22 protein-coding genes and 1 other annotated feature are annotated in these 25,657 nt (G+C 66.5%); of the genes, 9 read left to right on the top strand and 13 right to left on the bottom strand.

Annotated elements, in window-relative coordinates; genetic code table 11:
• Position 1: 1 nt before the first annotated feature.
• The 9 genes from ACJJVR_RS00495 to coaBC form a co-directional block, all read right to left on the bottom strand.
• Positions 2-1,219 (bottom strand): NAD(P)/FAD-dependent oxidoreductase, encoded by a 1,218-nt coding sequence (locus tag ACJJVR_RS00495; RefSeq protein ID WP_405401350.1) that lies wholly within the window; start codon positions 1,217-1,219, stop codon positions 2-4.
• Between the two features lie 102 nt (positions 1,220-1,321).
• Positions 1,322-2,533 (bottom strand): cysteine desulfurase, encoded by a 1,212-nt coding sequence (locus ACJJVR_RS00490; RefSeq protein WP_405401348.1) that lies wholly within the window; start codon positions 2,531-2,533, stop codon positions 1,322-1,324.
• Positions 2,530-3,123, bottom strand: a complete 594-nt coding sequence (locus ACJJVR_RS00485; protein ID WP_405401346.1) for a Yip1 family protein — start codon at positions 3,121-3,123, stop codon at positions 2,530-2,532. The genes ACJJVR_RS00490 and ACJJVR_RS00485 overlap by 4 nt, the downstream gene beginning before the upstream one ends.
• Positions 3,120-3,614, bottom strand: a complete 495-nt coding sequence (locus ACJJVR_RS00480) for a hypothetical protein (protein WP_405401345.1) — start codon at positions 3,612-3,614, stop codon at positions 3,120-3,122. Before ACJJVR_RS00480 ends, ACJJVR_RS00485 begins: the two co-directional genes overlap by 4 nt.
• Positions 3,611-4,945: a SufB/SufD family protein gene (locus ACJJVR_RS00475; protein WP_405401344.1), complete on the bottom strand. Its 1,335-nt coding sequence runs from the start codon at positions 4,943-4,945 to the stop codon at positions 3,611-3,613. The genes ACJJVR_RS00480 and ACJJVR_RS00475 overlap by 4 nt, the downstream gene beginning before the upstream one ends.
• On the bottom strand, positions 4,945-5,700 hold the full coding sequence (gene sufC / locus ACJJVR_RS00470; RefSeq protein ID WP_405401342.1) for a Fe-S cluster assembly ATPase SufC: 756 nt from the start codon (positions 5,698-5,700) through the stop codon (positions 4,945-4,947). The genes ACJJVR_RS00475 and sufC overlap by 1 nt, the downstream gene beginning before the upstream one ends.
• 76 nt (positions 5,701-5,776) lie before the next feature.
• On the bottom strand, positions 5,777-7,297 hold the full coding sequence (gene sufB, locus ACJJVR_RS00465; protein WP_405401340.1) for a Fe-S cluster assembly protein SufB: 1,521 nt from the start codon (positions 7,295-7,297) through the stop codon (positions 5,777-5,779).
• Positions 7,298-7,313: 16 nt separating this feature from the next.
• Entirely contained in the window at positions 7,314-8,369 is a 1,056-nt protein-coding gene (locus ACJJVR_RS00460; protein WP_405401338.1) for a cysteine desulfurase family protein, read from the bottom strand.
• Positions 8,366-9,550, bottom strand: a complete 1,185-nt coding sequence (gene coaBC, locus ACJJVR_RS00455; RefSeq protein WP_405401336.1) for a bifunctional phosphopantothenoylcysteine decarboxylase/phosphopantothenate--cysteine ligase CoaBC — start codon at positions 9,548-9,550, stop codon at positions 8,366-8,368. The genes ACJJVR_RS00460 and coaBC overlap by 4 nt, the downstream gene beginning before the upstream one ends.
• A gap of 125 nt (positions 9,551-9,675) precedes the next feature.
• Between coaBC and ACJJVR_RS00450 the strand changes: the two genes are divergently transcribed.
• Entirely contained in the window at positions 9,676-11,187 is a 1,512-nt protein-coding gene (locus ACJJVR_RS00450) for a YifB family Mg chelatase-like AAA ATPase (protein WP_405401334.1), read from the top strand.
• Here the strand turns inward: ACJJVR_RS00450 and gshB are convergent.
• The 3 genes from gshB to rsmI are packed head-to-tail and all read right to left on the bottom strand — an operon-like array spanning position 11,184 to position 13,482.
• Positions 11,184-12,134: a glutathione synthase gene (gene gshB, locus ACJJVR_RS00445; RefSeq protein WP_405401332.1), complete on the bottom strand. Its 951-nt coding sequence runs from the start codon at positions 12,132-12,134 to the stop codon at positions 11,184-11,186. The genes ACJJVR_RS00450 and gshB overlap by 4 nt on opposite strands.
• A 60-nt stretch (positions 12,135-12,194) precedes the next feature.
• Complete coding sequence (locus ACJJVR_RS00440) at positions 12,195-12,557, bottom strand: YraN family protein (RefSeq protein WP_405401330.1); 363 nt, start codon at positions 12,555-12,557, stop codon at positions 12,195-12,197.
• Positions 12,558-12,567: 10 nt separating this feature from the next.
• Positions 12,568-13,482: a 16S rRNA (cytidine(1402)-2'-O)-methyltransferase gene (gene rsmI / locus ACJJVR_RS00435; protein ID WP_405401328.1), complete on the bottom strand. Its 915-nt coding sequence runs from the start codon at positions 13,480-13,482 to the stop codon at positions 12,568-12,570.
• Between the two features lie 111 nt (positions 13,483-13,593).
• On the opposite strand from rsmI, the gene ACJJVR_RS00430 reads away from it, so the two are divergent.
• Genes ACJJVR_RS00430 through murJ form a run of 3 tightly spaced genes read left to right on the top strand, consistent with a single transcriptional unit; the run spans position 13,594 to position 19,101 of the window.
• The gene (locus tag ACJJVR_RS00430; RefSeq protein ID WP_405401326.1) at positions 13,594-14,799 is read left to right on the top strand and encodes a penicillin-binding protein activator; all 1,206 of its coding nucleotides are present in this window, start codon (positions 13,594-13,596) and stop codon (positions 14,797-14,799) included.
• A 22-nt stretch (positions 14,800-14,821) separates the two neighbouring features.
• The gene (locus tag ACJJVR_RS00425) at positions 14,822-17,575 is read left to right on the top strand and encodes a [protein-PII] uridylyltransferase (RefSeq protein ID WP_405401325.1); all 2,754 of its coding nucleotides are present in this window, start codon (positions 14,822-14,824) and stop codon (positions 17,573-17,575) included.
• Complete coding sequence (gene murJ / locus ACJJVR_RS00420; RefSeq protein WP_405401324.1) at positions 17,572-19,101, top strand: murein biosynthesis integral membrane protein MurJ; 1,530 nt, start codon at positions 17,572-17,574, stop codon at positions 19,099-19,101. The genes ACJJVR_RS00425 and murJ overlap by 4 nt, the downstream gene beginning before the upstream one ends.
• Here the strand turns inward: murJ and ACJJVR_RS00415 are convergent.
• On the bottom strand, positions 19,098-19,799 hold the full coding sequence (locus tag ACJJVR_RS00415) for a rhomboid family intramembrane serine protease (protein ID WP_405401322.1): 702 nt from the start codon (positions 19,797-19,799) through the stop codon (positions 19,098-19,100). The two genes, murJ and ACJJVR_RS00415, sit on opposite strands and share 4 nt — an antisense overlap.
• Before the next feature lie 88 nt (positions 19,800-19,887).
• Here ACJJVR_RS00415 and trpS point away from each other — a divergent pair, with 88 nt between their 5' ends.
• From trpS to ACJJVR_RS00390, 5 genes are all read left to right on the top strand, one after another.
• A complete protein-coding gene (gene trpS / locus ACJJVR_RS00410) occupies positions 19,888-20,922 on the top strand; it encodes a tryptophan--tRNA ligase (protein ID WP_405401320.1) in 1,035 nt (344 codons plus the stop codon).
• A gap of 58 nt (positions 20,923-20,980) precedes the next feature.
• Positions 20,981-21,036 (top strand) — a sequence feature (sul1 is cis-regulatory element that is thought to sense ions involved in sulfur or methionine metabolism; They are found in Alphaproteobacteria).
• A 64-nt stretch (positions 21,037-21,100) separates the two neighbouring features.
• Positions 21,101-22,597 carry a SulP family inorganic anion transporter gene (locus ACJJVR_RS00405; RefSeq protein WP_405401318.1) on the top strand — a complete coding sequence of 499 codons (1,497 nt, stop codon included), beginning with the start codon at positions 21,101-21,103 and terminating at the stop codon, positions 22,595-22,597.
• 15 nt (positions 22,598-22,612) lie between these two features.
• On the top strand, positions 22,613-23,476 hold the full coding sequence (locus ACJJVR_RS00400) for a universal stress protein (protein WP_405401317.1): 864 nt from the start codon (positions 22,613-22,615) through the stop codon (positions 23,474-23,476).
• Positions 23,477-23,768: 292 nt separating this feature from the next.
• A complete protein-coding gene (locus tag ACJJVR_RS00395) occupies positions 23,769-25,070 on the top strand; it encodes a Hint domain-containing protein (protein WP_405401315.1) in 1,302 nt (433 codons plus the stop codon).
• A gap of 66 nt (positions 25,071-25,136) precedes the next feature.
• The gene (locus tag ACJJVR_RS00390; protein WP_405401313.1) at positions 25,137-25,649 is read left to right on the top strand and encodes a hypothetical protein; all 513 of its coding nucleotides are present in this window, start codon (positions 25,137-25,139) and stop codon (positions 25,647-25,649) included.
• Positions 25,650-25,657: the final 8 nt, after the last annotated feature.

Genomic DNA, 25,657 nt, shown 5'->3' with positions numbered 1-25,657 from the left:
TTCAACCGCGTTTCAGACGCTGCGGCTGAAGTTCCGCCCAGCCTTCGCCGCCCGACAACTCATCCGCCAGGATTTCCGCCGTGACCGGACCCAGGGTGAAACCCTGATGCCCATGGCCGAAATGCGCCCACAGGTTCGGCTGGTCCGGCACCCGGCCCACGACAGGCAGCATGTCGGGCATGCAGGGGCGGCGGCCTGCCCAGGGTTCGGCCTCGACCGCGGTGCCGATGTCGAACAGCTCGCGTGCGGCCTTTTCGCCGTGGCGCAACTGCGGGGGCGACAGGCGCGGATGGGGGGTCAATTCGGCGGCGGTGGCGATGCGCAGACCCCGCCGCATTGGCGACATCACGACCGAATTGCCGAAATCGGCGATCGGATGCTGGGGCGGCAACTCCATGTGGTAATGCTTGTGATAACCGCGCTTGTACACCATCGGCACCTTGAGGCCGAACCGCTGCGACAGCATCGGCGACCATGGCCCAAGCGCAATCACGGCATGTTCGCCCACGGCCTCGTCGGCGCGCCAGCCAGCGCCATGGCGGTGCAGGTCGCCCGCGTCGCCGTCCACGATCCGCCCGCCGTTGCGCTGGAACAGCGCGGCATAGCTGGCCACCAGCCCGCCCGGATCGGCACAGTTCCAGCTGTCGGACCAATGGGTTGCACCCTCGACCTCGACACGGATCGACGGCTCCATCGCGCACAGTTCTGCCCCGGTCATCAGCCGCGCCTGGACGCCGAACTCTGTCGCGAACCGATCCGCGGTCTTGCGGGCGGTCTCCATCTTGGCGGGGGTGCGGTGAATCTCGATATAGCCGTTGCGGCGGATGATGTTGTCGGCCCCGGCAGCCGCGATCAGCGGGCCGTGCCGGTCGGTCGACTGGCGGATCAGCTTGCCCCAGGTCACCGACGCGCGCCTGTGCCCAGCTGGCCGCGAATTCCACGCATAGGTCGCAACCGCGCCCAGTTGGGAAAACAGCCCCTGCGGTGTCCATTTCACATCGAAACCGCGCCCAAGGGCGATCTGGAACAACGCGCCGGGTGACAGCGGCATGGCATAGGGCTCGACCGCCTCGGTCTGGATCAGGCCGGCATTGCCGTAACTGGTCTCCCGACCCGGCACGCCGCGTTCGACGATGGTGACGTCATGCCCGCGCGCCTGCAACGCCAGTGCGGTGCTGACGCCCACCATACCTGCACCCAGAACCAGAACCTCGGCCATTGCCGCCCCCATCGCTGATGATGGGTCAGGGATGCAGACATTCCGAACGCCCGGCAAGAATTATCGGGCATTCTTCGACACCATCAGGGATCTTTGCAAGAATCAGGCGAAAAGGTCTCGGCAGAAGATCAATCCTTCGACCAATGCGTCCACATCTGCCTGCGTGTTATACATCGCGAAACTGGCGCGGGCGCTGGCGTTCAGTCCCAGATGCTCCATCAAGGGCATGGCACAATGGCTGCCGGCGCGGATCGCGATGCCCTTCTTGTCCAGAATGGTCGAGATGTCATGCGCATGCGCGCCGTCCATCGTCATGGAAAAGATCGCCCCTTTGACCGGTGCATCGCCCTGAACCTGCAGCCAGTTCAGTTCGCGCAGCCGGTCGCGGGCATGATCGCGCAGCGTGCGCTCGTGGGCGGCGATGTTCTCCATCCCCAGCCCCATCATGTATTCCAATGCGACGCCCAGACCGATCTGGTTGACGATGCCTGGCGTGCCCGCCTCGAACCGCAGGGGCGGGTCGTTATAGGTGACGGTCTCGCGGCTGACGGTGCGGATCATGTCGCCGCCGCCCAGAAACGGCCGCATCTCGGCCTGGCGGTCCGCACGGATCCAGATCGCGCCCGACCCGGACGGGCCGTACAGCTTGTGCCCGGTGACACAGTAGAAATCGGCGCCAAGCGTCGACAGGTCGACCGGCATGTGGACCGCGGCCTGCGACCCGTCCACGACCATCGGCAGGTTGGTGCCGCGACGGATCGCGGCGATGTCCACGACCGTTCCGGTGACGTTCGACATATGCGTCAGCGCCAGCATCCGCGTGCGCGGCCCGATCGCGGCCAGCACCTTTTCAGGCGGCAGGCTGCCGTCGGCGTCGGGTTCGACCCATTTCAGCACAACGCCCTGACGTTCGCGCAGGAAATGCCACGGCACGATATTGGCGTGATGTTCCAGCAGGGACAGCACGATCTCGTCGCCCGCCTGCAGGCGCGGCGCGGCCCAGGCATAGCTGACCAGGTTCAGCGCCTCGGTCGCGCCGCTGGTAAAGATCACCTCGTCGACCGCAGGCGCGTTCAGGAACCGCGCGATGGTGCCGCGAACGCGTTCGTAATTGTCGGTTGCAAGGTTCGACAGGTAATGCAGGCCTCGGTGCACGTTGGCATATTCGCCCTCGTACGTGCGGGTGATGGCGTCGATCACGACACGGGGTTTCTGCGCACTGGCGCCATTGTCCAGATAAACCAGCGGCCGCCCGTTCACGGTGGTCGACAGAATCGGGAAATCGGCGCGGACGGCGTTGACGTCAAAACTCATTGCGGCATCTCCGGCATGAGGCCAAACGCGGCCATGAAGAACGACAGCACGAATCCCATGACCAGCAGCGTGCCGAACATGACCAGCAGCACCTTTGGGCCGCTGGTGAACCCGTGCAGGGCCTTGGTGAACTGTACCGTCAGCCACAGGAACAGCGCGACGGCGACGATGCCCAGAATGCCCGCCAATCCCGGCAGGGCCAGCGACAGCACGATCTGGGCCAGCTGCACGACCAGCAGCATCACCTCGATCCAGACGGTCAGCAGCAGGGCGTCCTCGAACCGGCCGTGACCGCCGAACATGCGACCGACCCCGGCCATCAGCCCGGCACCGACGACAATCGCAAAGAGCTGCATTCCGGCCAGCACCAGCGGTTGCTGGCCAAGCGACAGAACCGCCACGCCCTCGCCCTCGGGCAGCGGGAACATCAGGGTCGAGGCATATGCCAACAGCCCTGACAACGACACAGCCAGCACTAGCGCCATCCAGCGCACCTGCATCGGCCAGTTCTGGGCGATCAACCAATGGGCCGCCTGTTCAGGATTGCGCAGAGTCTGGCGCGCCAGCGCCCTGAGGTCATCAAAGGTCATTTGCGTCTCGCCAGCGCCGCGATCCCGGCGCCCCAGATGAACAGGAATCCCATGCCCGCCACGGTGCGGGTCAGGGTCAGTGCGGGGGACGGGCCGATCAGCCCCGCCACCATTCCGCCCAGCAGCGTTGCAGGCGCCACCGCCAGCAGCGCCCAGAACAGCGCCAATCGTGCGTGGCGCGGGTCCAGCCGCCATGGGGTCGCCCGACTGACCAGACCCGTCAATCCCGCCATGGCATAAGCCACCAGCGGCATCATGAACATGGTCCCAAGAGCCGCACCCCCGATCCGCGCATCCAGCGGGATCGACGGGTCCAGTTGTGCCGCGCGCGACAGGCCGGGCGCCTGCCCGACCAGCGTGATCAGCATGGCCAGCATCAGCACCACCAACAACGTGCTGTCCGGCATGGCAGACAGGCCCCGCACCACCCTGCGCGGAGCCCACCAGCTTTCCAGCACGCGCAGCACCATTCCGCCGCGCGGTGGGGTCATCCCTGCGGGCGGTCGGTCAGCCACGCGTCCAGCCGTTCGTTGATCTCTTCGCGCAGGCTCTCATCTTCGACCTCGGACAGGGCGTCGGCCAGAAAGGACAGGACCAGGAACACGATGGCCCGGTCATAGGGCACCCCGCGCGAGCGCAGATAGAACAACGCCCCCTCGTCGATGGCCCCGGTCGTGGACCCGTGCGAACATTTCACGTCGTCGGCATAGATCTCCAGCTCGGGCTTGGCCAGAAACTGGCTGGCCTCGTCCAGCAGCAGGGCCTGGCTGATCTGATAGCCGTCGGTCTTCTGTGCGCCGTTCTTGACTAGGATCTTGCCTTGGAAAACGCCGGTCGCGCCGTTCTTCAGCACCTTCTTGAACACCTGACGGCTTTCGCCGCGCAGCGCGCCGTGGGTGACGAAAACGGTGTCGTCGTGATGGAACGGACCGACATTGCCATCGCCCAGAACCGCCGCCGCGACATGGGCCACGGCGTCGTCGCCGACCATGTCCACGACCGCTTCGTGGCGCATGGTGGTGCCGTTCACGACCAGCGCGAAACTCTTCAGCACCGACCCCTCGCCCACGCGGGCGAACAGGTGCGACAGGCCGACCTTGGGATCGTTGGCGCGTTTCGCCGCGATGTGGTGCAGCGTGGCACCCGGCAGCAGATCGACCTCGATCATGCCGTTCGAACGCGCGCCGACCGTGCCGCTTTCCAGCAGCGTCAGCTCGGCTCCCGGTTCGATCCGAATGACATGGTGCCAGATCGCATCGGCGCTGTCCGACCCGCGACGGTGCAGCACATGCACCGGACGCGAGGGTTTGCCGGTCACGCGGATCAGCAGGCCATCGGCCGCGGCAGCCGTATTCAGCGCCGCGAACGGCCGCTTGACCGGGGTCTGACCCGCCAGTTCCAGCGTGCCGTACAGATCGGCGGCCCAGTGGTCACCCGCACGATCGGCCTGCGCCAGGGTGGCGATCTCGACCCCCTCCAACGACAGGTCGTCCGATGCGGCGGCGTCGAACGCGCCATCGACAAACACCAGCGTCAGCTTGTCCCGCGCGGCGAACAGCGGCGATTCCGGCCCGGTATCGACGGCCAGCGCCTGTGGCGCAGGCGCATTGAACGGGCGCGGGTCGGTATAGCGCCAGTATTCGTCACGCGGCGCCGGCAGCCCGGTCGCGCGCAGCCGTGCCATCGCATCGGCGCGTGCGGCGGCGGTGAACCCGCCCGTGGGCAGGTCCACCACGGCCAGCCGCGCGTCCAGCGCGTTCGCGGCCTTGGGCGCGCCCGTGACCTGCGGGGTCTGGATTTCCTGAACGGCGGATTCGGACATCAGCCAGCCTCCGCCAACAGGTCGCCATAGCCGTTCTGTTCGACCTCGAGTGCCAGTTCCGGGCCGCCCGACTTGATGATCCGGCCATTGGACATGATGTGAACGACATCGGGTTTAATGTGGTCCAACAGACGCTGATAGTGGGTGATGACCAGAAAGCTGCGCTCAGGCGACCGCAGGGCATTCACGCCTTCGCTGACCAGACGCATGGCATCGACGTCCAGACCGGAATCGGTCTCGTCCATGATGCACATGCGGGGCTCCAGCATGGCCATCTGCAGGATCTCGTTGCGCTTCTTTTCGCCGCCCGAAAAGCCGACATTGACTGGGCGCTTCAGCATGTCGGGGCTGATCTGCAGATCGGCCGCCTTGGCGCGGACGACCTTCAGGAACTCTCCGGCGGTCAGTTCGGCCTCGCCACGCGCCTTGCGCTGCGCGTTCACGGCGGTGCGCAAGAACGTCATGTTGCCGACGCCCGGAATTTCGACGGGGTACTGGAAGGCCAGAAACAGGCCAGCGGACGCACGCTCCTCTGGCTCCATGTCCAGCAGGCTTTCACCGTCCAGCGTGGCACTGCCGTCGGTGACCTCATAGCCGCCACGGCCCGACAGGACATAGGACAGCGTGGATTTCCCCGACCCGTTCGGACCCATGATGGCATGGACCTCTCCGGCCGGAACCTCCAGCGTCAGACCTTTCAGGATCTGCTTGTCCTCGTCTTCAAGTTTGACGTGCAGGTTGTTGATATTCAGCATATTTTCCTCAAACGGCAAAGGCGCCACGGGGGCGCCGCATCTATGGTGGCCGGGCACTGCGGCCCGGCCGGAATGATCAGCCCACCGAGCCTTCCAGCGAGATCGCGACCAGCGCCTGGGCTTCCATGGCGAATTCCATGGGCAGCGCCTGCAGGACCTCGCGGCAGAACCCGTTGACGACCAGCGCCACGGCCTCTTCCTCGTCCATGCCGCGCGACCGGCAATAGAACAGCTGGTCGTCATCGACCTTGCTGGTCGTGGCCTCGTGTTCCACGCGGCTGCTGCTGTTCTTGACCTCGATATAGGGCACGGTATGCGCCCCGCACTTGTCGCCGATCAGCAGGCTGTCGCACTGGGTATAGTTGCGGCTGTTCGTGGCGCGCGGGTGCATGGTGACCAGCCCGCGATAGGTGTTCTGCGCCTGACCGGCCGAAATGCCCTTGGACACGATCCGCGACCGCGTGTTCTTGCCCAGATGGATCATCTTGGTGCCGGTGTCGGCCTGCTGCCAGTTGTTGGCGATGGCGATCGAATAGAACTCGCCCTGGCTCTCGTCGCCGCGCAGAATGCAGGACGGGTATTTCCAGGTGATCGCCGAACCGGTCTCGACCTGCGTCCACATCACCTTGGCCCGCGCCTCGCGGCAATCCGCGCGCTTGGTGACAAAGTTGTAGATGCCGCCCTTGCCGTTCTCGTCACCGGGGAACCAGTTCTGGACGGTCGAGTACTTTATCTCGGCATCCTCCAGGATCACCAGCTCCACGACTGCGGCATGCAGCTGGTTGGTGTCACGCTTGGGTGCGGTGCAGCCTTCCAGATAGCTGACATGCGCGCCGCGGTCGGCAATGATCAGGGTCCGCTCGAACTGGCCGGTGTTCTCCGCATTGATGCGGAAATAGGTCGACAATTCCATCGGGCATTTGACGCCGGGCGGGATATAGACGAACGACCCGTCCGAAAACACGGCGCTGTTCAGCGTCGCGAAATAATTGTCCGACTGCGGCACGACCGACCCCAGGTACTTGCGCACCAGTTCGGGATGCTCGCGGATCGCCTCGCTGATCGAACAGAAGATGACCCCGGCCTTGGCCAGTTCGTCCTTGAAGGTGGTGCCCAGGCTGACGCTATCGAACACGGCGTCCACGGCCACGCGGCGACCCTCGGCGGGCGCATCCTCGGCGCCCTCGACACCGGCCAGGATCATCTGCTCGCGCAGCGGGATGCCCAGCTTGTCATAGGTCGCCAGCAGCTTGGGGTCCACGTCGTCCAGCGACTTGGGCTTTTCCTCCATGCTTTTGGGACGCGCGTAATAATACTGATCCTGATAGTCGATCTTGGGATAGTTCAGCATCGCCCATTCCGGCTCAGTCATGGTGACCCAACGGCGATAGGCTTCCAGCCGCCATTCGGTCATCCATTCCGGCTCATGGTTCTTGGCAGAGATCAGACGGACGATATCCTCGTTCACGCCCTTGGGCGCATAGTCCATCTCGATCTCGGTGTTCCAGCCGTATTTGTAGCTGCCCATGTTCTGGACAGTCTCGACCGTTTCCCGGTCAACGCCTTCGCGCACGTCAAGATCGCTGATGTCCGTCATCCTTCAGTCCTTTTCCTCAAATGGCCGCGGTCGGTCCATTCCTGTCGCGCCAGCGTGAATACGCCTTTTCCCAGGCATCCGCAAATCGGTTGATCTGATCGTCCCCGATAGCGGGGCTTATCGAGATCCGGATCGCCGATTGCGCAAGCTGATCGTCGAACCCCATCGCCTGCAGGGCGCCGCTGGCCCGGACCTTGCCCGACGAACAGGCCGAGCCGGCCGAGATCGCGAACCCTGCCAGGTCCATCTGCATGACCTGGGTTTCGCCCTTCCATCCCGATGTAAGAAGGCATGTCGTGTTCGGCAAGCGCCGCACGGCCTTTCCCACGATCACGGCGCCGGGCGCGATGTCGCAGATCCGCGCCTCCAGCGCGTCGCGCCGTTCGCGGACCGCGTCCCACAGCCCGGCGTCCAGATCGCGCTGCGCGGCGGTGGCCGCGGCGGCGAAGGCCAGAATGCCGATCAGGTTCTCGGTCCCCGCGCGGCGACCCTGTTCCTGCCCGCCGCCCTTGATCAGCGGGGGCAGGTCGGTGCCCTTCTTCAGGATCAGCGCGCCGATACCCTTGGGCCCGCCCAGCTTGTGCGCGCTGACGAACCCCGCCATCACGCCCAGCCAGTTGAACGCCATCGGCACCTTGCCAAAGGCCTGCGTCAGGTCGCTGCTGTGCAACCCCGGCGGCAGGTCCTGCATCACGCCCGTCTCGTTGTTGGCCAATTGCAGACTGGTCCGCGCGGGGTCGGTGACGGTCACGATGCCATCGCCGTCCACGGACAGGTCCGGATGGCACCACACCTTGACCGCGCTGTGTTCCACAGGTGCGCAGTGGTGATCGCCCTGCCCCAGCACCATCGCCGCGGCCTCGGTCGCGCCGGCGGTAAAGACCACGTCGGCCCCATCGGCGCCCAAGGCCACCGCCACCTGTTCGCGGGCGCGTTCCAGCGCCATCTTGGCCGCCCGCCCCTCGGTATGCACCGATGACGGGTTGCCCGAAATCTCCAGCGCCTCGGTGATCGCGGCCTTGACCTCGGGGCGCAGGGGGGTGGTCGCGTTCCAGTCCAGATAGGTTCTCATGCCAGTGCCTTTGCGATGCGCGCGCCCAGTTGGGCCGCAACAGCGTGCTTGTCCATCCGCGGCCAGTCCTCGGCCCCATCTTCGGTGATCAGCGTGACGGTATTGTGGCTGCCGCCCATGATGCCCGTCGCCGGGCTGACATCGTTCGCCACGATCCAGTCACAGCCCTTGCGCAGACGTTTCGCCGTCGCATGCGCCGTGACATCCTGCGTTTCAGCAGCAAACCCCACGACCAGACGCGGACGCCCCGCATCGCGGCTGATCCAGGCCAGGATGTCCGGGTTCTCGGCCATCTGCAGGGTGGGCAGGTCGCCGGTCTTCTTGATCTTTTGGTCGCTGCCGTTCAGCACATGCCAATCGGCCACCGCCGCCGCCATCACCGCCGCATCCGCCGGCAACGCGGCCGCGACCGCATCCCGCATCTGCTGCGCGGTCTCGACCGCGATCACGTCCACGCCCTGCGGCGCGGGCACGGATGCCGGGCCGGTCACGAAACTGACCCGCGCCCCCAGATCGCGCAGCGCCGCGGCAATCGCCGCCCCCTGCGCCCCGCTGGAGCGGTTGGCAATGTATCGCACCGGGTCGATCGGCTCATGCGTCGGACCCGATGTTACGATCACATGCCGCCCCGTCAGCGGCCCCTCGCTCAGCGCCGCGCGGATCGCGGCGACAATCGCCTCGGGCTCGGCCATCCGGCCCGCGCCGTACTCGCCGCAGGCCATGTCGCCCTCATCGGGACCGACCGCCAGGATGCCGTCGCCGCGCAGCGTTGCCAGATTGCGCCGTGTCGCGGGGTGGTCCCACATGCGCACGTTCATCGCCGGCGCGATCAGGACGCGCTTGTCGGTCGCCAGCAGCAGGGTCGATGCCAGGTCATTCGCCAGCCCCTGCGCCATCCTGGCCATCAGATCGGCGGTGGCGGGGGCCACGACGACCAGATCGGCCTGTCGCGACAGCTGGATATGACCGATCTCGGCCTCGGCGCCCTGATCCCACAGCGTGTCGTGCACCGGCTCTCCGGCCAGCACGGACAGGGTCATTGGCGTGGTGAACTGCGCCCCCGCGGACGTCAGCACCGGCGTCACCGACGCGCCCGCAGCCCGGATCAGCCGGATCAGCGCCGGCGCCTTGAAGGCCGCGATCCCGCCGCCCACGATCAGCAATATTCGCTTGCCCTGCATGCGCCACCCCCATCGGTCCTGCGCACCAGATAGCGACGCCGCGCCCCTGCCGCAAGGAAAGCGCGTCCGTTAACCTTTCCTTAAGACCGCAGCCGTTAACCATTCCGGAACAACCGGGGGACACCATGGTCGCCATCGCCTATTCCGTGGCCTTCGAAGGCATAGAGGCCCGCCTGGTCGAGGTGCAATGCGCCGTGGCCGCAGGCCTGCCAGGCTTTTCCATCGTGGGCCTGCCCGACAAGGCCGTCAGCGAGGCCAGGGAACGCGTTCGCGCGGCGTTCGGCGCGCTGGCCATAGCCCTGCCGAACAAGCGGTTGACGGTGAACCTGTCACCCGCAGACCTGCCCAAGGAAGGGTCACATTTCGACCTGCCCATCGCGCTGGCGGTGCTGGCCGCGCTGGACATCGTGCCCCGCGACGAGCTGGCCCGCTGCGTGGCGTTGGGCGAACTGGCGCTGGACGGGCGGCTGGTCGCGGTCGCGGGCGCGCTGCCCGCCGCCGTTGCCGCCGCCGATGACGACCGCGCCCTGATCTGTCCCCGCGCCTGCGGTGCCGAGGCGGCGTGGATCGAACAGGTGCCGGTGCTGGCCGCCGACACCCTGCGCGCCGTGATCGACCACCTGACCGACCGCGCGCCCATCGCGCCGGCCCGCCCCGGTGAGGTCGTCGACGGCTGCAATCCCCCGTGCCTGTCCGACGTGCGCGGCCAGGAACGCGCGAAACGCGCGCTGGAGATCGCCGCCGCGGGTCGGCACCACCTGTTGATGGTCGGCCCCCCGGGCGCGGGCAAATCGATGCTGTCGGCACGCCTGCCCGGCCTGATGCCGCCGCTGACGGCGCGCGAGGCGCTGGAGACGTCGATGGTCCATTCGGTGGCGGGGCTGTTGAAGAACGGTCAGATCTCGCGCCGCGCGCCGTTTCAAAGCCCGCATCACACCGCATCATCCCCGGCCATCGTTGGCGGCGGCCCCAAGGCCAAGCCGGGAGAGATCAGCCTGGCCCATAACGGCGTGCTGTTTCTGGACGAACTGCCGGAATTCGACCGCAAGGTGCTGGAAAGCCTGCGCCAGCCGGTCGAGACAGGCGAGGTCTTTGTCAGCCGGGCCAGCGCGCATATCCGCTATCCCTGTCGGTTTTTGCTGATCGCGGCGGCCAACCCGTGCCGCTGCGGCTATATGGCCGATCCGGGCCGGGCCTGTTCGCGGGCGCCGGTCTGCGGCGACAGCTATCTGGGCAAGATATCGGGGCCGCTGATGGACCGGTTCGATCTGCGGCTGGAGGTGCCGGGCGTCAGCCTGACGGACCTGGATCTGCCGCCGGGCGACACGTCGGCCACCGTGGCCGCACGCGTCGCCGCCGCCCGCGCGGTTCAGGCCGACCGGTTTCGCGACCATCCCGGCGTCACGGTCAATGCCGATGCGCCGCCGCCGCTGCTGGACGTGATCGCGGCGCCCGATGCAGACGGGCGCGCGCTGATCCTCAGGGCATCGGAAAAGTTGGGGCTGACCGCGCGGGGTTATCACCGCATCCTGCGCAGTGCGCGCACCATTGCCGATCTGGACGGATCGGACCCCGTCCTGACCCGTCACCTGGCCGAGGCGATCAGCTATCGCCTGCCGTTCGTCGCGGGGGGTTAGCCCTTGGCGGCCACGCGCCGTTCAATCGCCTGCCAGATCGCCTCGGCGGCGTTGATGCCGTCGAACCGCTCCAGTTCCTGGATGCCGGTGGGGGATGTCACGTTGATCTCGGTCAGCCAGCCGTCGATCACGTCAATGCCGGTGAAAATCAGGCCCTTTTCACGCAGAACGGGCGCGATGCGGGTGCAGATCTCGTATTCGCGCTCGGTCAGGCCGATCTGTTCGGCGCGACCGCCGACATGCATGTTCGACCGGGCCTCGCCCTCCTGCGGGACGCGGTTGATGGCGCCCACGGGTTCGCCGTCGACCAGGATGATGCGCTTGTCGCCCTTGACCACGGCGGGCAGGTATTTCTGTGCGATCATGGGTTCGCGGTTGATGCCCGCAAAGGTCTCCAGCAGGGCCGACAGGTTCGGGTCGCCGGGCTTCAGGTGGAACACCCCCGCCCCGCCATTGCCGTAAAGCGGCTTGACGATGATCTCTCCGTGGCGCGCCCGGAACGCCTTGAAGGCAGCGGGGTCGCGGGCGATCATGGTGGGCGGCGTCAGGTCGGGAAAATCCAGCACCATCAGCTTTTCGGGGCAGTTCCGGACCCAGAACGGGTCGTTGACCACCAGCGTCTGGGGATGCACCCGGTCCAGCAGATGGGTCGAGGTCACGTAACCCATGTCGAAGGGCGGGTCCTGGCGCAGCCAGATCACGTCGAAATCGCCGGCCTCGACCTCGGTCCAGTCGCCGAAGGTGACGTGGTCGCCCTCGGTCCGGCGCAGGGTGACGGGGCGGCCGCGCACGACGATGCGCCCCTCGTCATAGCGCAGCTGATCGACGGTGTACTGGAACAGCCGGTGGCCGCGGGCCTCGGCCTCCAGGCCGATGCGGAACGTGCTGTCGGCGTGGATCGAGACATCCTCGATCGGGTCCATCTGCAAGGCGACATACAGGCTCATTAGGCCCTCCTGAATTTCGGACAAGTTGTGGCCCGCCGCCGGGGCGGATGCAAGCCTGCCTCAGACCTCGCCGAAGGCGTTGGGGATTAGTTCCACCCGACCGGTGGCATCTACCAACGCTACGTCGAAGCGCATGGAAACCTCGCCCAGGCCTTGTCGGTCGCAATACTCCAGCGCGGCTTGGGTGATCCGGCGCATCTGCGCGGGCAGCAGGTGCAGGGCGGCGTCGGCATGGCTGCGCGACGCCTTGACCTCGACAAAGACCAGGTCGGGACCGTCCTGCACGATCAGGTCGATCTCGGCCCCCTGCCCGCGCCAGCGCGTGGCCAGAACCTGCGCGCCGCGCTGCTGGTACAGGCGCAGGACGCCCTCTTCCGCCATGCGGCCGGACAGGTCGGCGGTGCGGCCCCGGCTGGCACGCATGCCGCCCGGCTCAGTCACGATCCGCCAGTCCAAGCGCCAGCTGATACACGTCGCGTCGCGGCAGGCCCAATTCCTGCGCGGCCTCACGGGCGGCATCCTTGACGGACATGGTGCGCATATGCACGGTCAGGACGGCACGTACTCGGTCCTCGTCCATCTCGACCGGGGATGGGCGGTCCAGCACCATCACCACCTCGCCCTTCAGCGTGGCCATGCGCGGGTCGGCGGACAGGTCGGCGGCGGTGCCGCGGATCACCTCCTCGAACTTCTTGGTCAGTTCGCGGGCGATGACGGTGATGCGGGCGGGGTCGATCAGGGCCAGATCCTCCAGCGTGCGGGACACGCGGCGCGGGCTCTCGAACAGGATCAGCGTCGAATCGACCGCCATCCAGCGGCGCAGCCACGTCTGGCGGGCGGACTGGGTCGGCGGCGGAAAGCCCAGGAACAGGAACCGATCGCTAGGCAACCCCGCCAGCGACAGCGCCGCCAGCGCGGATGACGGACCCGGCAGCGCATGGACCCGCGCCCCCGCCTCTGCCGCGTCCAGTGCCAGACGATAACCGGGATCGGCCACCAACGGCGTGCCCGCGTCGGAGCAATAGGCCACGCTGTCCCCATTCGACAGCGCCGCCAGCAGGGCGGGACGCGCCCGGTCGCCGTTGTGGTCGTGATACGACAGGATGCGCCGCCCGCGCAGCGGCACACCGTGGATGTCCAGCAGGTGACGCAGCACGCGCGTATCCTCGGCCGCCAGCATGTCGGCGCTGTTCAGCACGTCCAGCGCGCGCAGCGTGATGTCGCGGGCCGCCCCGATGGGGGTCGCCACCAGATACAGGCCGGGGTCCAGGCGCGCGGCCTCGACATGGGCGGTCAGCCTGCGGGCGGGTTCCTGCGCGGGGTGCGGGGTGTCGCGGCGGTCGGTCATCGTGCCTCCGGTTCCGGCCCGCACGGGGCCGGCGCTGATTGCCAATCGCAAAGACAGGACATAGGCTGCCGCCATCCGCGCGCGTCATAACATAAAGCAGGGAAGTTTCACATGTCAGCCTTCGCCACAACCCGGCCTGCGGGTCTGCGCCATGTCCTGATGAAAGCGGCGACGGTGGCGTCTGCCCTGTTTCTGGCCGCGTGCGAGCCGACCGGCGGCGCCAATCAGGCCAGCGGCCCAGAGACCGGACCCCTGATCGATCCGTCCGAACCGGTGCGCATCGCGCTGCTGGCGCCGGGCGGAACCGGGTCGCAGGATCTGGAATGGCTGGCCCGCAGCCTGAAGAACGCCGCCCGCATGGCCGCGGCCGATGCACAGGGCGCGACCATCGACCTGCGCATTTATGACAGCGGCGCATCGACCGAAAGCGCGGTGGCACAGGCCAACGCCGCCGCCGACGCGGGCGCGCAGATCGTGCTGGGCCCGCTGTTTGCCGAAGGCGCCAACGCTGTCGGCAACGCCATGAAGGCGCGCGACATCAACGTGCTGACATTTTCCAACAACACCCAGGTCGCGGGCGGCAACGTCTTTGTTCTTGGCAACAGCTTTGAGAACGTCGCCGACCGGCTGGTCGGATACGGCATGACGCAGAACAAGCGCAACGTGCTGGTCGTGGCGGAAAACGACGTGGCGGGCCAGCTGGGCGGCCGCGCGATCGAGGCCGCCATCGCCCGCAACGGCGCCCGCATGGCGGGCCGGGTCGATCACCCGGTCTCTATCAGCGGGGTCGACGGTGTGGTGCCGCGCATCACCCAGGCCGCGACGTCGGGGGCGATCGACGCGGTGTTCATGACCGCCAACAATCAGGCCGTGCTGCCCTATCTGACCGAACAGCTGGCCGCGGCCGGGGTCCGGTCGCCCGGCACGCAGATGGTCGGCCTGACCCGGTGGGACCAGCCGTCGTCGCGTCTTGGCATGTCGCAGCTGGCCGAGGGGTGGTTCGCGATCCCCGACCAGACCCTGCAGCGCCAGTTCGAGGCCCGCTATGCCGGCGCCTATGGCGAGGCGCCCCACCAGCTGGCATCGCTGGCCTATGACGGGGTCGCGGCGATCTCTTCTCTGGTGCGCAACGGCCAGCGCAACGCGCTGACCACGACGGGCCTGACGCAGCGCGCGGGGTTCACCGGCGTCGGCGGCATCTTCCGCCTGCAGCGCGACGGCACCGTGCAACGCGGGCTGGCGGTCGCCACCATCCGCGGCGGCCAACTGGTCGTGCTGGACCCCGCGCCGCGCACCGCGCGCGGGCTGGGGTCGTGACCGGGGCCGGACGCACCGCCAGATGACCGTCACCACGGCCCGACCCGACCTGAACGCCGACCAGCTGCTGGCCCATCTGGACCGGCAGCTGGCGGAGATCACGGACCCCCGCCAGATCCGCGCGCAGACCGTGGCGATGCTGACCGTCACCCGGTCCGCCACGATGGAGGCGATCGAGGCCGCCTTTGCGACCCATCCGCGCGCCGCGCGCGAAACCGTGCGCGCCATCGCCATGCTGACCGACGCGCTGGTCATCGCGGTCCATCACGTCGCCACCACCCGCCTGCACCCCCAGCAGTCGTCATCCGACACCCAGCGGCTGGCCGTACTGGCCGTCGGCGGCTATGGTCGGGCCGAGATGGCGCCGTCATCGGATGTGGACCTGCTGTTCCTGACGCCGTGGAAGATGACGGCCTGGACCGAAAGCGTCGTCGAATCGATGCTGTACATGATGTGGGACCTGAAGCTGAAGATCGGCCATTCGATCCGCAGCGTCGATGACTGCCTGCGCCTTGGGGCGGCCGACATGACGATCCGCACGTCGCTGGTGGAACACCGTCTGGTCACAGGTCACGCCCCCCTGGCCGAAGAGCTGCGCAACCGCCTGTGGGCGGAGCTGTTCGAACGCACCATCCCCGAATTCATCGAGGCCAAGCTGGAGGAACGCGCCGCCCGCCACACCCGGCAGGGGGGCCAGCGCTATGTCCTGGAACCCAACGTCAAGGAGGGCAAGGGCGGCCTTCGTGACCTGCAGACGCTGTACTGGATCGCGAAATACATCCACCGCGTCGATCGCGCGGTCGAGCTGGTCGATCTGGGCGTCTTTACCCGCGAGGAGCATCTGGCCTTCTGGCAAGCCGAGGATTTCCTGTGGGCCGTGCGCAGCCACCTGCACCTGATCGCGGGGCGGCCGTCGGACGTGCTGTCCTTTGACATGCAGGTCGAGGTGGCGCGCCGCATGGGATATGCCGACACCACCGCCCGGCGCGCGGTCGAATATTTCATGCAGGATTATTTCCGCCACGCCACGCGCGTCGGTGAACTGACGCGCGTCTTTCTGACGGAACTGGAAAACCGCCATGTTCGCGCGGCGCCGTTCCTGGGCCGCATCTTTCGCAGGCGCCGCAAGGTGCGTGCGGGTTTCGTCGATCAGCAGGGGCGCCTGTCCTTTGAGTCTGAAGCGGCATTTCTGGCCGATCCGTTGAACATCCTGCGCCTGTTCGAAGAGTCCCTGCGCACCGGGGTGCTGGTCCACCCCGAGGCGCTGCGTCTGGTGGCCGCGAACCTGGATCGCATCGACGACAAGGTTCAGTCCGACCCCGAGGCGATCCGCATCTTCATGGACCTGCTGCTGCGTCACGGAAACCCCGAACGCGCATTGCGCCGGATGAACGAACTGGGCGTTCTGGCGGCCTTTGTTCCGGAATTCCAGCCGGTCGTGGCGATGATGCAGTTCAACCTGTATCACCACTATACCGTCGACGAACATTCCATCCAATGCGTCGCCGCCCTGGCCGAGATCGAACGTGGCGAACACCCCGGTGACCTGCCTTTGTCGTCGGAAATCATCAAGGCGGGCGTGAACCGGCGCGTCCTGTACCTGGCAACCCTGCTGCACGATATCGGCAAGGGCCGCCCCGAGGATCATTCGATTCTGGGTGCGCGCATCGCCCGGCGGATCGCAACGCGGTTCGGGTTCGCGCAGGATGACATCGACACGGTCGAATGGCTGGTGCGCCATCACCTGCTGATGTCGGACGTGGCGCAGAAACGCGACATCAGCGACCCGCGCACCCTGCGTGACTTCGCCAAGGCGGTAAAGACGCGCAAGCGGCTGGACATGCTGCTGGTGCTGACCGTCTGCGACATCCGCGGCGTGGGACCGGGCACCTGGAACAACTGGAAGGCCGCGCTGCTGCGCCAGTTGCATCAGGAGACCGCTGCGGCATTGGAAAACGGGCTGGAGGAGCTGAACCGCGACCGCCGCCAGACCGAGGCAAAGCGGTCCTTGCGCCACCTGCTGATCGCCAAGGGCTGGGACGCCCGCATCATCAGGGCCGAACTGGCGCGCCATTACGACGCCTATTGGTCTGGGTTGCAGACCCAGACCCAGGCCGTGTTCGCCGATCTTTTGTCGGACCTTGGCGCGGACGAGATCCGCATCGACCTGCGCGCCGATCCCGACCGCGATGCCACGCGCGCTGCCTTTGTGCTGTCGGATCATCCGGGCATCTTTTCGCGGCTGGCGGGGGCGCTGACGCTGACCGGCGCGAACGTGGTGGACGCGCGGACCTATACGACGCGGGACGGCTATGCGACGGCGGTGTTCTGGGTGCAGGACGCCGAGGGCCACCCCTTTGCCGAGGATCGGTTGCCCCGCCTGCGCCAGACCATCCTGCGGACCCTGGCCGGAGAGATCGTCGCCCGCGAGGCCTTCGCCAGCCGCGACAAGCCGAAAAAGCGCAACCGAGAGTTCAAGTTTCCCACCCACATCACCTTCGACAACGAAGGCAGCGACATCTATACCATCATCGAGGTCGACACCCGCGACCGCCCCGGCCTGCTGTATGACCTGACGCGGACGCTGGCCGCGAACCACATCCAGATTGTCAGCGCCGTCATTGCGACCTATGGGGCGCAGGTGGTCGACAGCTTCTACGTCAAGGACATGTTCGGCCTGAAACTGCACAGCCCCGCGAAACGCGATGGGCTGGAAAAGAAACTGCGCACGGCGATCGCCGATGGCGTCAAACGGGCCGAGGCTGAACAGGCATGAAATCGGGACTGGTACGGGGGTTTCTCTCCGTCGGGCTTTGGACGCTGATCTCGCGCGCGTCGGGTTTCGTGCGCGACATCCTGATGGCCGCATGGCTGGGCACGGGCGCCGTGGCCGAGGCGTTCCTGATCGCGCTGTCCCTGCCCAACATGTTCCGCCGGTTCTTTGCCGAGGGCGCGTTCAACACCGCCTTCATCCCGATGTTCTCCAAGAAACTGGACGACCCGGACGACGCCCGCCGCTTTGCGCGCGAGGCGTTCTCGGGGCTGTTCCTCACGGTGCTGGCGCTGTCGGCGGTGGCGATGATCTTCATGCCGGGGCTGGTCTGGCTGATGGCGTCGGGGTTCGCAGGCGACGAACGGTTCGATCTGGCGGTCGAATACGGGCGCATCACGTTCCCCTATATCCTGCTGATCTCGATGGCCTCGATGATCTCGGGCGTGCTGAACGCGAACGGGCGGTTCACGGCGGCGGCCGCGGCGCCGGTGCTGTTGAACCTGCTGTTCATCGTGGCGATGGGGCTTGGGCGTTGGCAGGGCTGGGACCTGGGCCTGACGTTGGCTTGGGCCACGCCCGTCACCGGGGTGGCCCAACTGGCGCTGGTGTGGTGGGACGCGCGGCGGACGGGATACACGTTCTGGCCGCACCGCCCCCGCCTGACGCCCGACATGCGTCGCCTGATCGCTGTCGCCCTGCCCGCGGCCTTCGCGGGCGGCGTCGTGCAGATCAACCTGCTGGTCGGCCGTCAGGTCGGCTCGCGGTTCGAGGGGGCCATCGCCTGGCTGTCCTATTCCGACCGCCTGTACCAACTGCCCCTGGGCGTGGTGGGTGCTGCGGTGGCGGTCGTCCTGCTGCCCGAACTGGCGCGCCGCATCCGCGCCGAGGATCACGCGGGCGGCCAGTCGGCCTATTCCCGCGCCACGGAATTCGGGCTGTTCCTGACCCTGCCCTCGGCCTTTGCGATCGCGGTGATCGCGGAACCGATGGTCAGCACGCTGTTCGAACGGGGGGCATTTTCCGCCTTTGACACGCAGCAGACGGCGGCGGCGCTGGTCGTCTATGCGTTCGGCCTGCCTGCCTTCGTGCTGCAAAAGATCCTGCAGCCGCTGTATTTCGCGCGTGAGGACACCCGCACCCCGTTCCGGTTTGCCCTGATCTCGATGGTGGTGAACGCGGTCGCGGCCTTTGGCCTGATGCCGGTCTTCGGCTTTCTGGCGGCGGCGCTTGGCACGACGATCGCGGCCTGGATCATGGTGGCGCAGCTGTGGTGGGGCACGCGGGTGATGGGTCAGGCCGCCCGCGCCGATGCCCGCCTGCGCCGGTCTTTCCCGCGCATCCTGCTGGCATCGGTGTTGATGGCCGCCGCCCTGTGGGCGACCCGCGGCTGGCTGGAGGCCGCGGGCCTTGGACGCGGCGCGGGGCTGGCCATTCTGGTGTTCGGCGGCGCGGCGCTGTATTTCGCGCTGGCCTTTGTCATCGTGGGCTATCGCCCGTCGGAACTGCGCGCGGCCGTCCGGCGCGGTTAACGCTGGCGCATCTGCGCCAGCGCGCGGGCCATGCCCCCGTCGACCAGCACAAAGGACAGCACGAAACCGAACCCGAAACCCGCGATCTCGGCGATCCAGCCAAGGCCGGCGCCACCGAACATCAGGCCAAAGACCAGCTGAAACATCAGCAGCATGCCGATCAGCGTAAAGGCCCGCATCCGGTTGGCGTTCTGCGCCGCCAGACGCGTCCAGATCAGAAAGGTGAACGCCCCCACCAGCCCATAGACCGCCGGATAGCCGCCGATCAGCGGCGCGGACCGCGCCCCCACCGCCTGAATGATCGCCGCATAGACCAGCGCCCCGCCAATGGCCGACCCGAAATACAGCGCCAGCACCGCCCAGGGGCGAAAATTCTGCGCGACCATGTTCCCCAGGGCCAGCGTGAACACCACGACGAACAGCGCGTGCATGGCGCTGACATGGATGAACACGAAGGCCAGAAAACGGTACATCTGGTCCAGGTCGAACGCGCCCAGCGTCCAGGCGCGCTGCGCCAGTTCGGGCGGAAACGCCGCCATGCGGATCGCGGACAGGCGCAGACCAATGCCCTCGGCTCCGCCGATCAGGCCCGCGCCGCCCAGGGCAAACACGGCCTCGGAGGCGATGACGGGCAGGGTCAGCAGCCAGATCACGGGCGGCAGCGGGTTCAGCGGCGATTCAGGCAGGCTTGATCGCATGGGGTTTCCTTGGTTGCGAAGGCGCGGGTTGCGGACGCTTTGGCCAACCGCTAAGCCACGGGCCAGGAAATTCCAAGGCAGGCCGCTCATGTCCGACCCGATCAACGCCCAGTTCCGCCCGCGCATCTTTTCGGGCATCCAGCCGTCGGGCGGGCTGACGCTTGGCAACTATCTTGGTGCGCTCAAACGGTTCGCGGCCCTGCAGGGCCCGGACGCGCAGACGGTCTATTGCATCGTCGACCTGCACGCGATCACCGTCTGGCAGGACCCCAAGGTGCTGTTGTCGCGCACGCGCGAGGCGGCGGCGGCCTTCATGGCGTCGGGCGTGGACCCCGCACAGTCGATCCTGTTCAATCAGTCCCAAGTCAGTGCGCATGCTGAAATGGCGTGGCTGTTCAACACGGTCGCACGCGTGGGCTGGATGTACCGGATGACCCAGTTCAAGGACAAGGCCGGCAAGAATGCCGAAAATGTCAGCCTGGGGCTGTTGGCCTATCCAGCGCTGATGGCGGCCGACATCCTGACCTATCAGGCGACCGCGGTCCCCGTCGGAGAGGATCAGAAGCAGCATCTGGAACTGACCCGCGACATCGCGGCCAAGTTCAACCACGATTACGGCGTGACCCATTTCCCGATCACCGAACCGCTGATCGAGGGGGTGGCCACCAAGGTCATGTCCCTGCGCGACGGGTCGAAAAAGATGTCGAAATCCGATCCGTCGGATGCCAGCCGCATCAACCTGACCGACGACGCCGACACCATCGCGCAAAAGATCCGCAAGGCGCGGACCGATGCCGACCCCCTGCCCGGCCAGATGGACGGTCTGAAGGACCGCCCCGAGGCCCGCAACCTGGTCAACATCTATGCCGCCCTGACGGACGAGACCCCCGACCAGGTTCTGTCCCGGTTCGAGGGTCAGGGGTTCGGCGCCTTCAAGCCCGCTCTGGCCGAGGTCGCGGTCGAGGCGCTGTCGCCCATCACCCGGCGCATGTCGGAATACATGGCCGACCCGGCCCAGATCGACGCCATCCTGGCCGACGGTTCCGACCGTGCGGCGGCCGTTGCCATGCCGATCCTGGAACGGACCAAGGACATCATGGGCCTGCTGCGCACCCGCGCCTGAGGCCCTGCCGCAGGGGGTTGCACCAACGCACCCTTTGCGGCTATCAGCCCGTCACGTGCATGGACCCGGTGAGATTCCGGGTGGCTCTTCCGGCCGCCGATCCGCCGGACAATTCGAACCATGACAGCGGACTGTCGGACCGCGGGCCAGCAACGGCGCGGTCAGGAACGGATGACACATGTTTTCACTGACGACCTACAAGAACGAATGGTTCGGCAACATCAGGCCAGACCTGCTGTCGGGCCTTGTCGTGGCCCTGGCCCTGATCCCAGAGGCGATCGCGTTTTCCATCATCGCGGGCGTGGACCCCAAGGTGGGGCTGTATGCCAGCTTTTCCATCGCAGTCATCACCGCGATCACCGGGGGCCGGCCCGGCATGATCTCTGCCGCTACGGCGGCGACGGCGGTCCTGATGATCACGCTGGTGCGCGACCACGGGCTGGAATACCTGCTGGCGGCCACGGTGCTGGCCGGGCTGATCCAGATCGGCTGCGGGCTGGCGGGGCTGGGACGCTTCATGCGCTATGTCTCGAAATCGGTGATGACCGGGTTCGTGAACGCGCTGGCGATCCTGATTTTCATGGCGCAGCTGCCCGAACTGGACTTCTCCACGCCCGGCGTCACCTGGTTCACCTATGTGCTGGTCGCGGTGTCGCTGGCGATCATCTATCTGTTCCCGCGCATCACCCGGGCGATCCCGTCGCCGCTGGTGACGATCGTGGTGCTGACCGGGCTGGCGATGGTGTTCGGATGGGATGTGCGCACGGTGGGCGACATGGGCGCGCTGCCCGACACGCTGCCGATGTTCCTGATCCCCGACATCCCGCTGACGCTGGAAACGCTGCAGATCATCCTGCCCTATTCCATCGCGGTCGCCATCGTGGGCCTGCTGGAAAGCCTGATGACCCAGAACCTGGTCGATGATCTGACGGACACGCGCAGCAACCGCAACCAGGAATGCATCGGCCAGGGCCTTGCCAACACGGCCACCGGGTTCATCGGCGGCATGGCAGGCTGCGCGATGATCGGCCAGTCGATGATCAACGTCAAATCCGGCGGCCGGGGACGGCTGTCGTCGTTCACGGCGGGGGTGGCGCTGCTGATCCTGGTGGTGGGTCTGGGCGATCTGGTCAGCCGCATTCCCATGCCTGCGCTGGTCGCGATCATGATCATGGTGTCCATCGGCACATTCAGCTGGTCGTCGTTGGCCAATTTGCGCACGCATCCGCGGTCGTCATCGGTGGTGATGCTGGCCACCGTCGCCACGGTCGTCTGGACGCACAACCTGGCGATCGGGGTGCTGGTCGGCGTGCTGCTGTCGGGGATCTTCTTTGCCGCCAAGATCGCGCAGCTGTTCCGCGTGACGTCCACGCGGTCGCCGGACGGGCGCAGCCGGACCTATGTCGTCGAGGGACAGATGTTCTATGCCTCGGTCGAGGATTTCATGGCCGCCTTCGACTTTGCAGAACCGCTGGATCATGTCACCATCGACGTCGGCGGGGCGCATATCTGGGACATCAGCTCCGTTCAGGCACTGGACATGGCGATCCTGAAATTCCGGCGCGAGGGGGCGCAGGTGCAGCTGATCGGCATGAACACGGCATCTGAAACCCTGGTCGACCAGCTTGCCATCCACGACAAGCCGGGCGCCTTGGACAAGCTGACGGCACATTGACGGGGGAGACCGCACATGAAGGACAAGATCATCGCTCTGGTTGACGGGTCCGCCTATGCGGCCTCTGTCTGCGAACACGCAGGTTGGCTGGCCGCGCGCAGCGGGATGCCGGTCCAACTGCTGCACGTTCTGGGGCGCAGATCGCCCGCCCCGGCGCAGGATCTGTCCGGCACGATCCGTCTTGGCGCCCGCAGCGCGCTGCTGGACGAACTGGCCAGCCTGGACGAACAGCGCGCCAGACTGGCAAATGCCCACGGCCGCGCGCTGCTGGATGATGCGCGCAGCCTGACCGAGGGTGCTGGCGCCGCGCGGGTGGACACACGGCTGGAACAGGGCGACCTGATCGCCCATGCCACCGGCAAGGCCGCCGACCCGGCGCTGATCGTGATCGGCAAACGTGGAGAGGCCGCCGATTTCGCCGCCGACCACCCCGGATCGAACCTGGAACGCGTGGTCCGCGCGGCCAAGGTTCCGGTGTTGGTCACCGCCCGCGCGTTTCGCCCCATTGCCAGTGTCATGCTGGCCTTTGACGGTGGCGTCTCGTCGATGAAGGCTGTCGATCATATCGCCAGCAGCCCCGTCTTTGACGGATTGCGGATCGAGGTGGCGATGGCCCCCCCAGCAAGTCGCGACGCCCACACCCAGGTGGAGGAGGCGATCCTGCGCCTGCGCGCCGCCGGTCGCGACGTCCGCGCACAGTTTCTGGACGACAGCGGCGACAGCGCCGACGGCGCGCTGATTGCCCGGATCGAACAGCAGAACCACGATCTGGTGGTGATGGGCGCCTATGGTCACAGCCGCATCCGCAGATTGATCATCGGATCGGTGACGACGCGGATGCTGATCGAGTCCCGCAGATCGGTCCTGCTGTTTCGTTGACTGAATAATAAACAGTTCAGGACGGAAAAATTTACATCCTTACGTTGCATGAGGGCCTGTGGTTTCGCCCGCCATGAAGGCCCAGCCCGACGCACCGCGAGGACTGCACATTGTGCAAAATGAACCGTAAAGTTCGCAAGGTAATCAACCAATTGGCGTTTCTGCAACGCCTGTCCTGAAAAACGTCACCATACAGTGTGTCGGCGTGGATCATATTGACAGCCCCGGCCCTGCGGGCGTAACGCCATTGACACAACGTTAACTAGAATCGTTTTCAAGAGGGATGATTGGCATGGCCACGATCTTTGGTAGCTACGATGGGGATGGCGCGACCATCCGCCAAGGCGATGGCACTGCAAGCACCCAGAACGTGTCCCTGTCCGACTGGGCGTTCGCACGTCAGACGGAGGCTGGCGACACCCGCAGCGTGTTCGACATCAGCATGAAGGGCGGCAACGACACGCTGGAGGGCGGCAACCTGTCCGGCCAGGGCGCACGCGTCGACTTTGGCCAGATCGACATGGGCACCGGTGACGACATGGTTCGCCTGACGCGGACCCAGTTCGAGACGATCACGACCGGAACCGGCGACGACACGCTGATGCTGAGTCAATCGTTCGGCGCACGGGCCGATCTTGGCGCCGGTGACGACGTGCTGTGGTTCGACATGAAGCCCGATCACACGTTGTCGGATGCCGACAAGATGCGCAGCGGCCCCAAGCTGGACGGCGGCAAGGGTCAGGACACGCTGAACCTGCGCGGCGAATGGACCCTGACGCTCAGCAGCGGCGACGTGACGATCGATACCAACGGCGATGGTGTGGGCGATCTGGTGACGAACGTCTATTCTGACGGCGATGTCGGCTCTATCCTGGGATATCCGCCGATCCTGGCGGGCACGGTCGCCTATGGCGCGATGACGCTGAGCGACGGGTCGACCGTGGCATCCCAGTCCGGGTTCACCAATTTCGAGGCGATCAACGCCGTCTGCTTTACCGCCGGCACGATGATCGACACGCCGCGCGGCCCGGTCGCGATCGAGACATTGCGCCAAGGCGACATGGTCATCACCCGCAACGGCCCCAAGGCACTGGCATGGATCGGCACGCGTACACTTGACGCGGTCGATCTGGCGGGCAACCCCAAGCTGCTGCCGATCCACGTGCCCGCGGGCGCGTTCGGCAACGGCCTGCCCCTGCGCGACATCCGCTTTTCGCCGCAGCACCGCGTCGTCATCCGTTCGGCCATCGCGGAGACGATGTTCGGCGCCCCCGAGGTGCTGGTCGCGGTCAAGCAACTGGTCGGCGTGAACGGCATCGATGTGGACGGTGACGCCCGCAGCGTGCAGTATCTGCACCTGATGTTCGCCGATCACCAGATCCTGGCCGTCGAAGGGATCGAGGCCGAAAGCCTGTTCCCCGGTCGTCAGGCGCTCAGCTTTCTCAGCCAGGACCAGCTGCGCGAACTGCACGCGATCTTTCCGGACTTTGATGCGATGACCCAGACTGATCCGGCCATTCCGTTCCTGAAGGGGCGCGAAAGCCGGTCGCTGGCCGCGCGCCATGCCCGAAATGACCGCCCGCTGTATTCGTAAGAACCCTCAACAGCCATCGGACAGGCCCAGCATGTCGGAAACGGACATGTTGGGCCACTTGTGATCATGATCATCGATACCGACCTGCCCCCCGCCCTGTTGCGCCGGACCGACGTCACCGTCGGCAGGGATGCGGCACGTCCCGACCTGATCGTGCCGCTGGCCCGCCAGATGCACCGCGAAAGCCTGTTTGCGGATTTGCCGTTCGATCAGCCCCAGATCGAACGCATGCTGGGCCTGGTTCATGATGACAGCGGCTATCACGGCGCGGTGGTCGTCGCCTGCGAAGCAGAGCCGGTGGCATTCGCGCTGTTCGAATTCGAACCGATGCGGACGCACTCTGCCAGCTGGATCACCGTGATCCACACCGCGCATATCCGCAGCGACATTCGTGAAACCGCGATGGCGACCGCGATTTGGCATCGCGTGATACTGGCCGTGCGCGGCTGGTCCGCGCCGCGTGGGGTTCGGGGCATCCAGATCGCATTGGGTTTGGGCGTCGCCGTCCCGCGGATGGATGCATTGCTGACCGCTGATGGCGCCACGCCTCTGGGCGGCGCCTTCTTCAGCCGGCAATAATGTCTGCA

Origin of the sequence: Paracoccus sp. Ld10 (assembly GCF_045064235.1) — a bacterium.
GTDB lineage: Bacteria > Pseudomonadota > Alphaproteobacteria > Rhodobacterales > Rhodobacteraceae > Paracoccus.
This window is presented reverse-complemented; position numbering and strand designations above follow the sequence as displayed.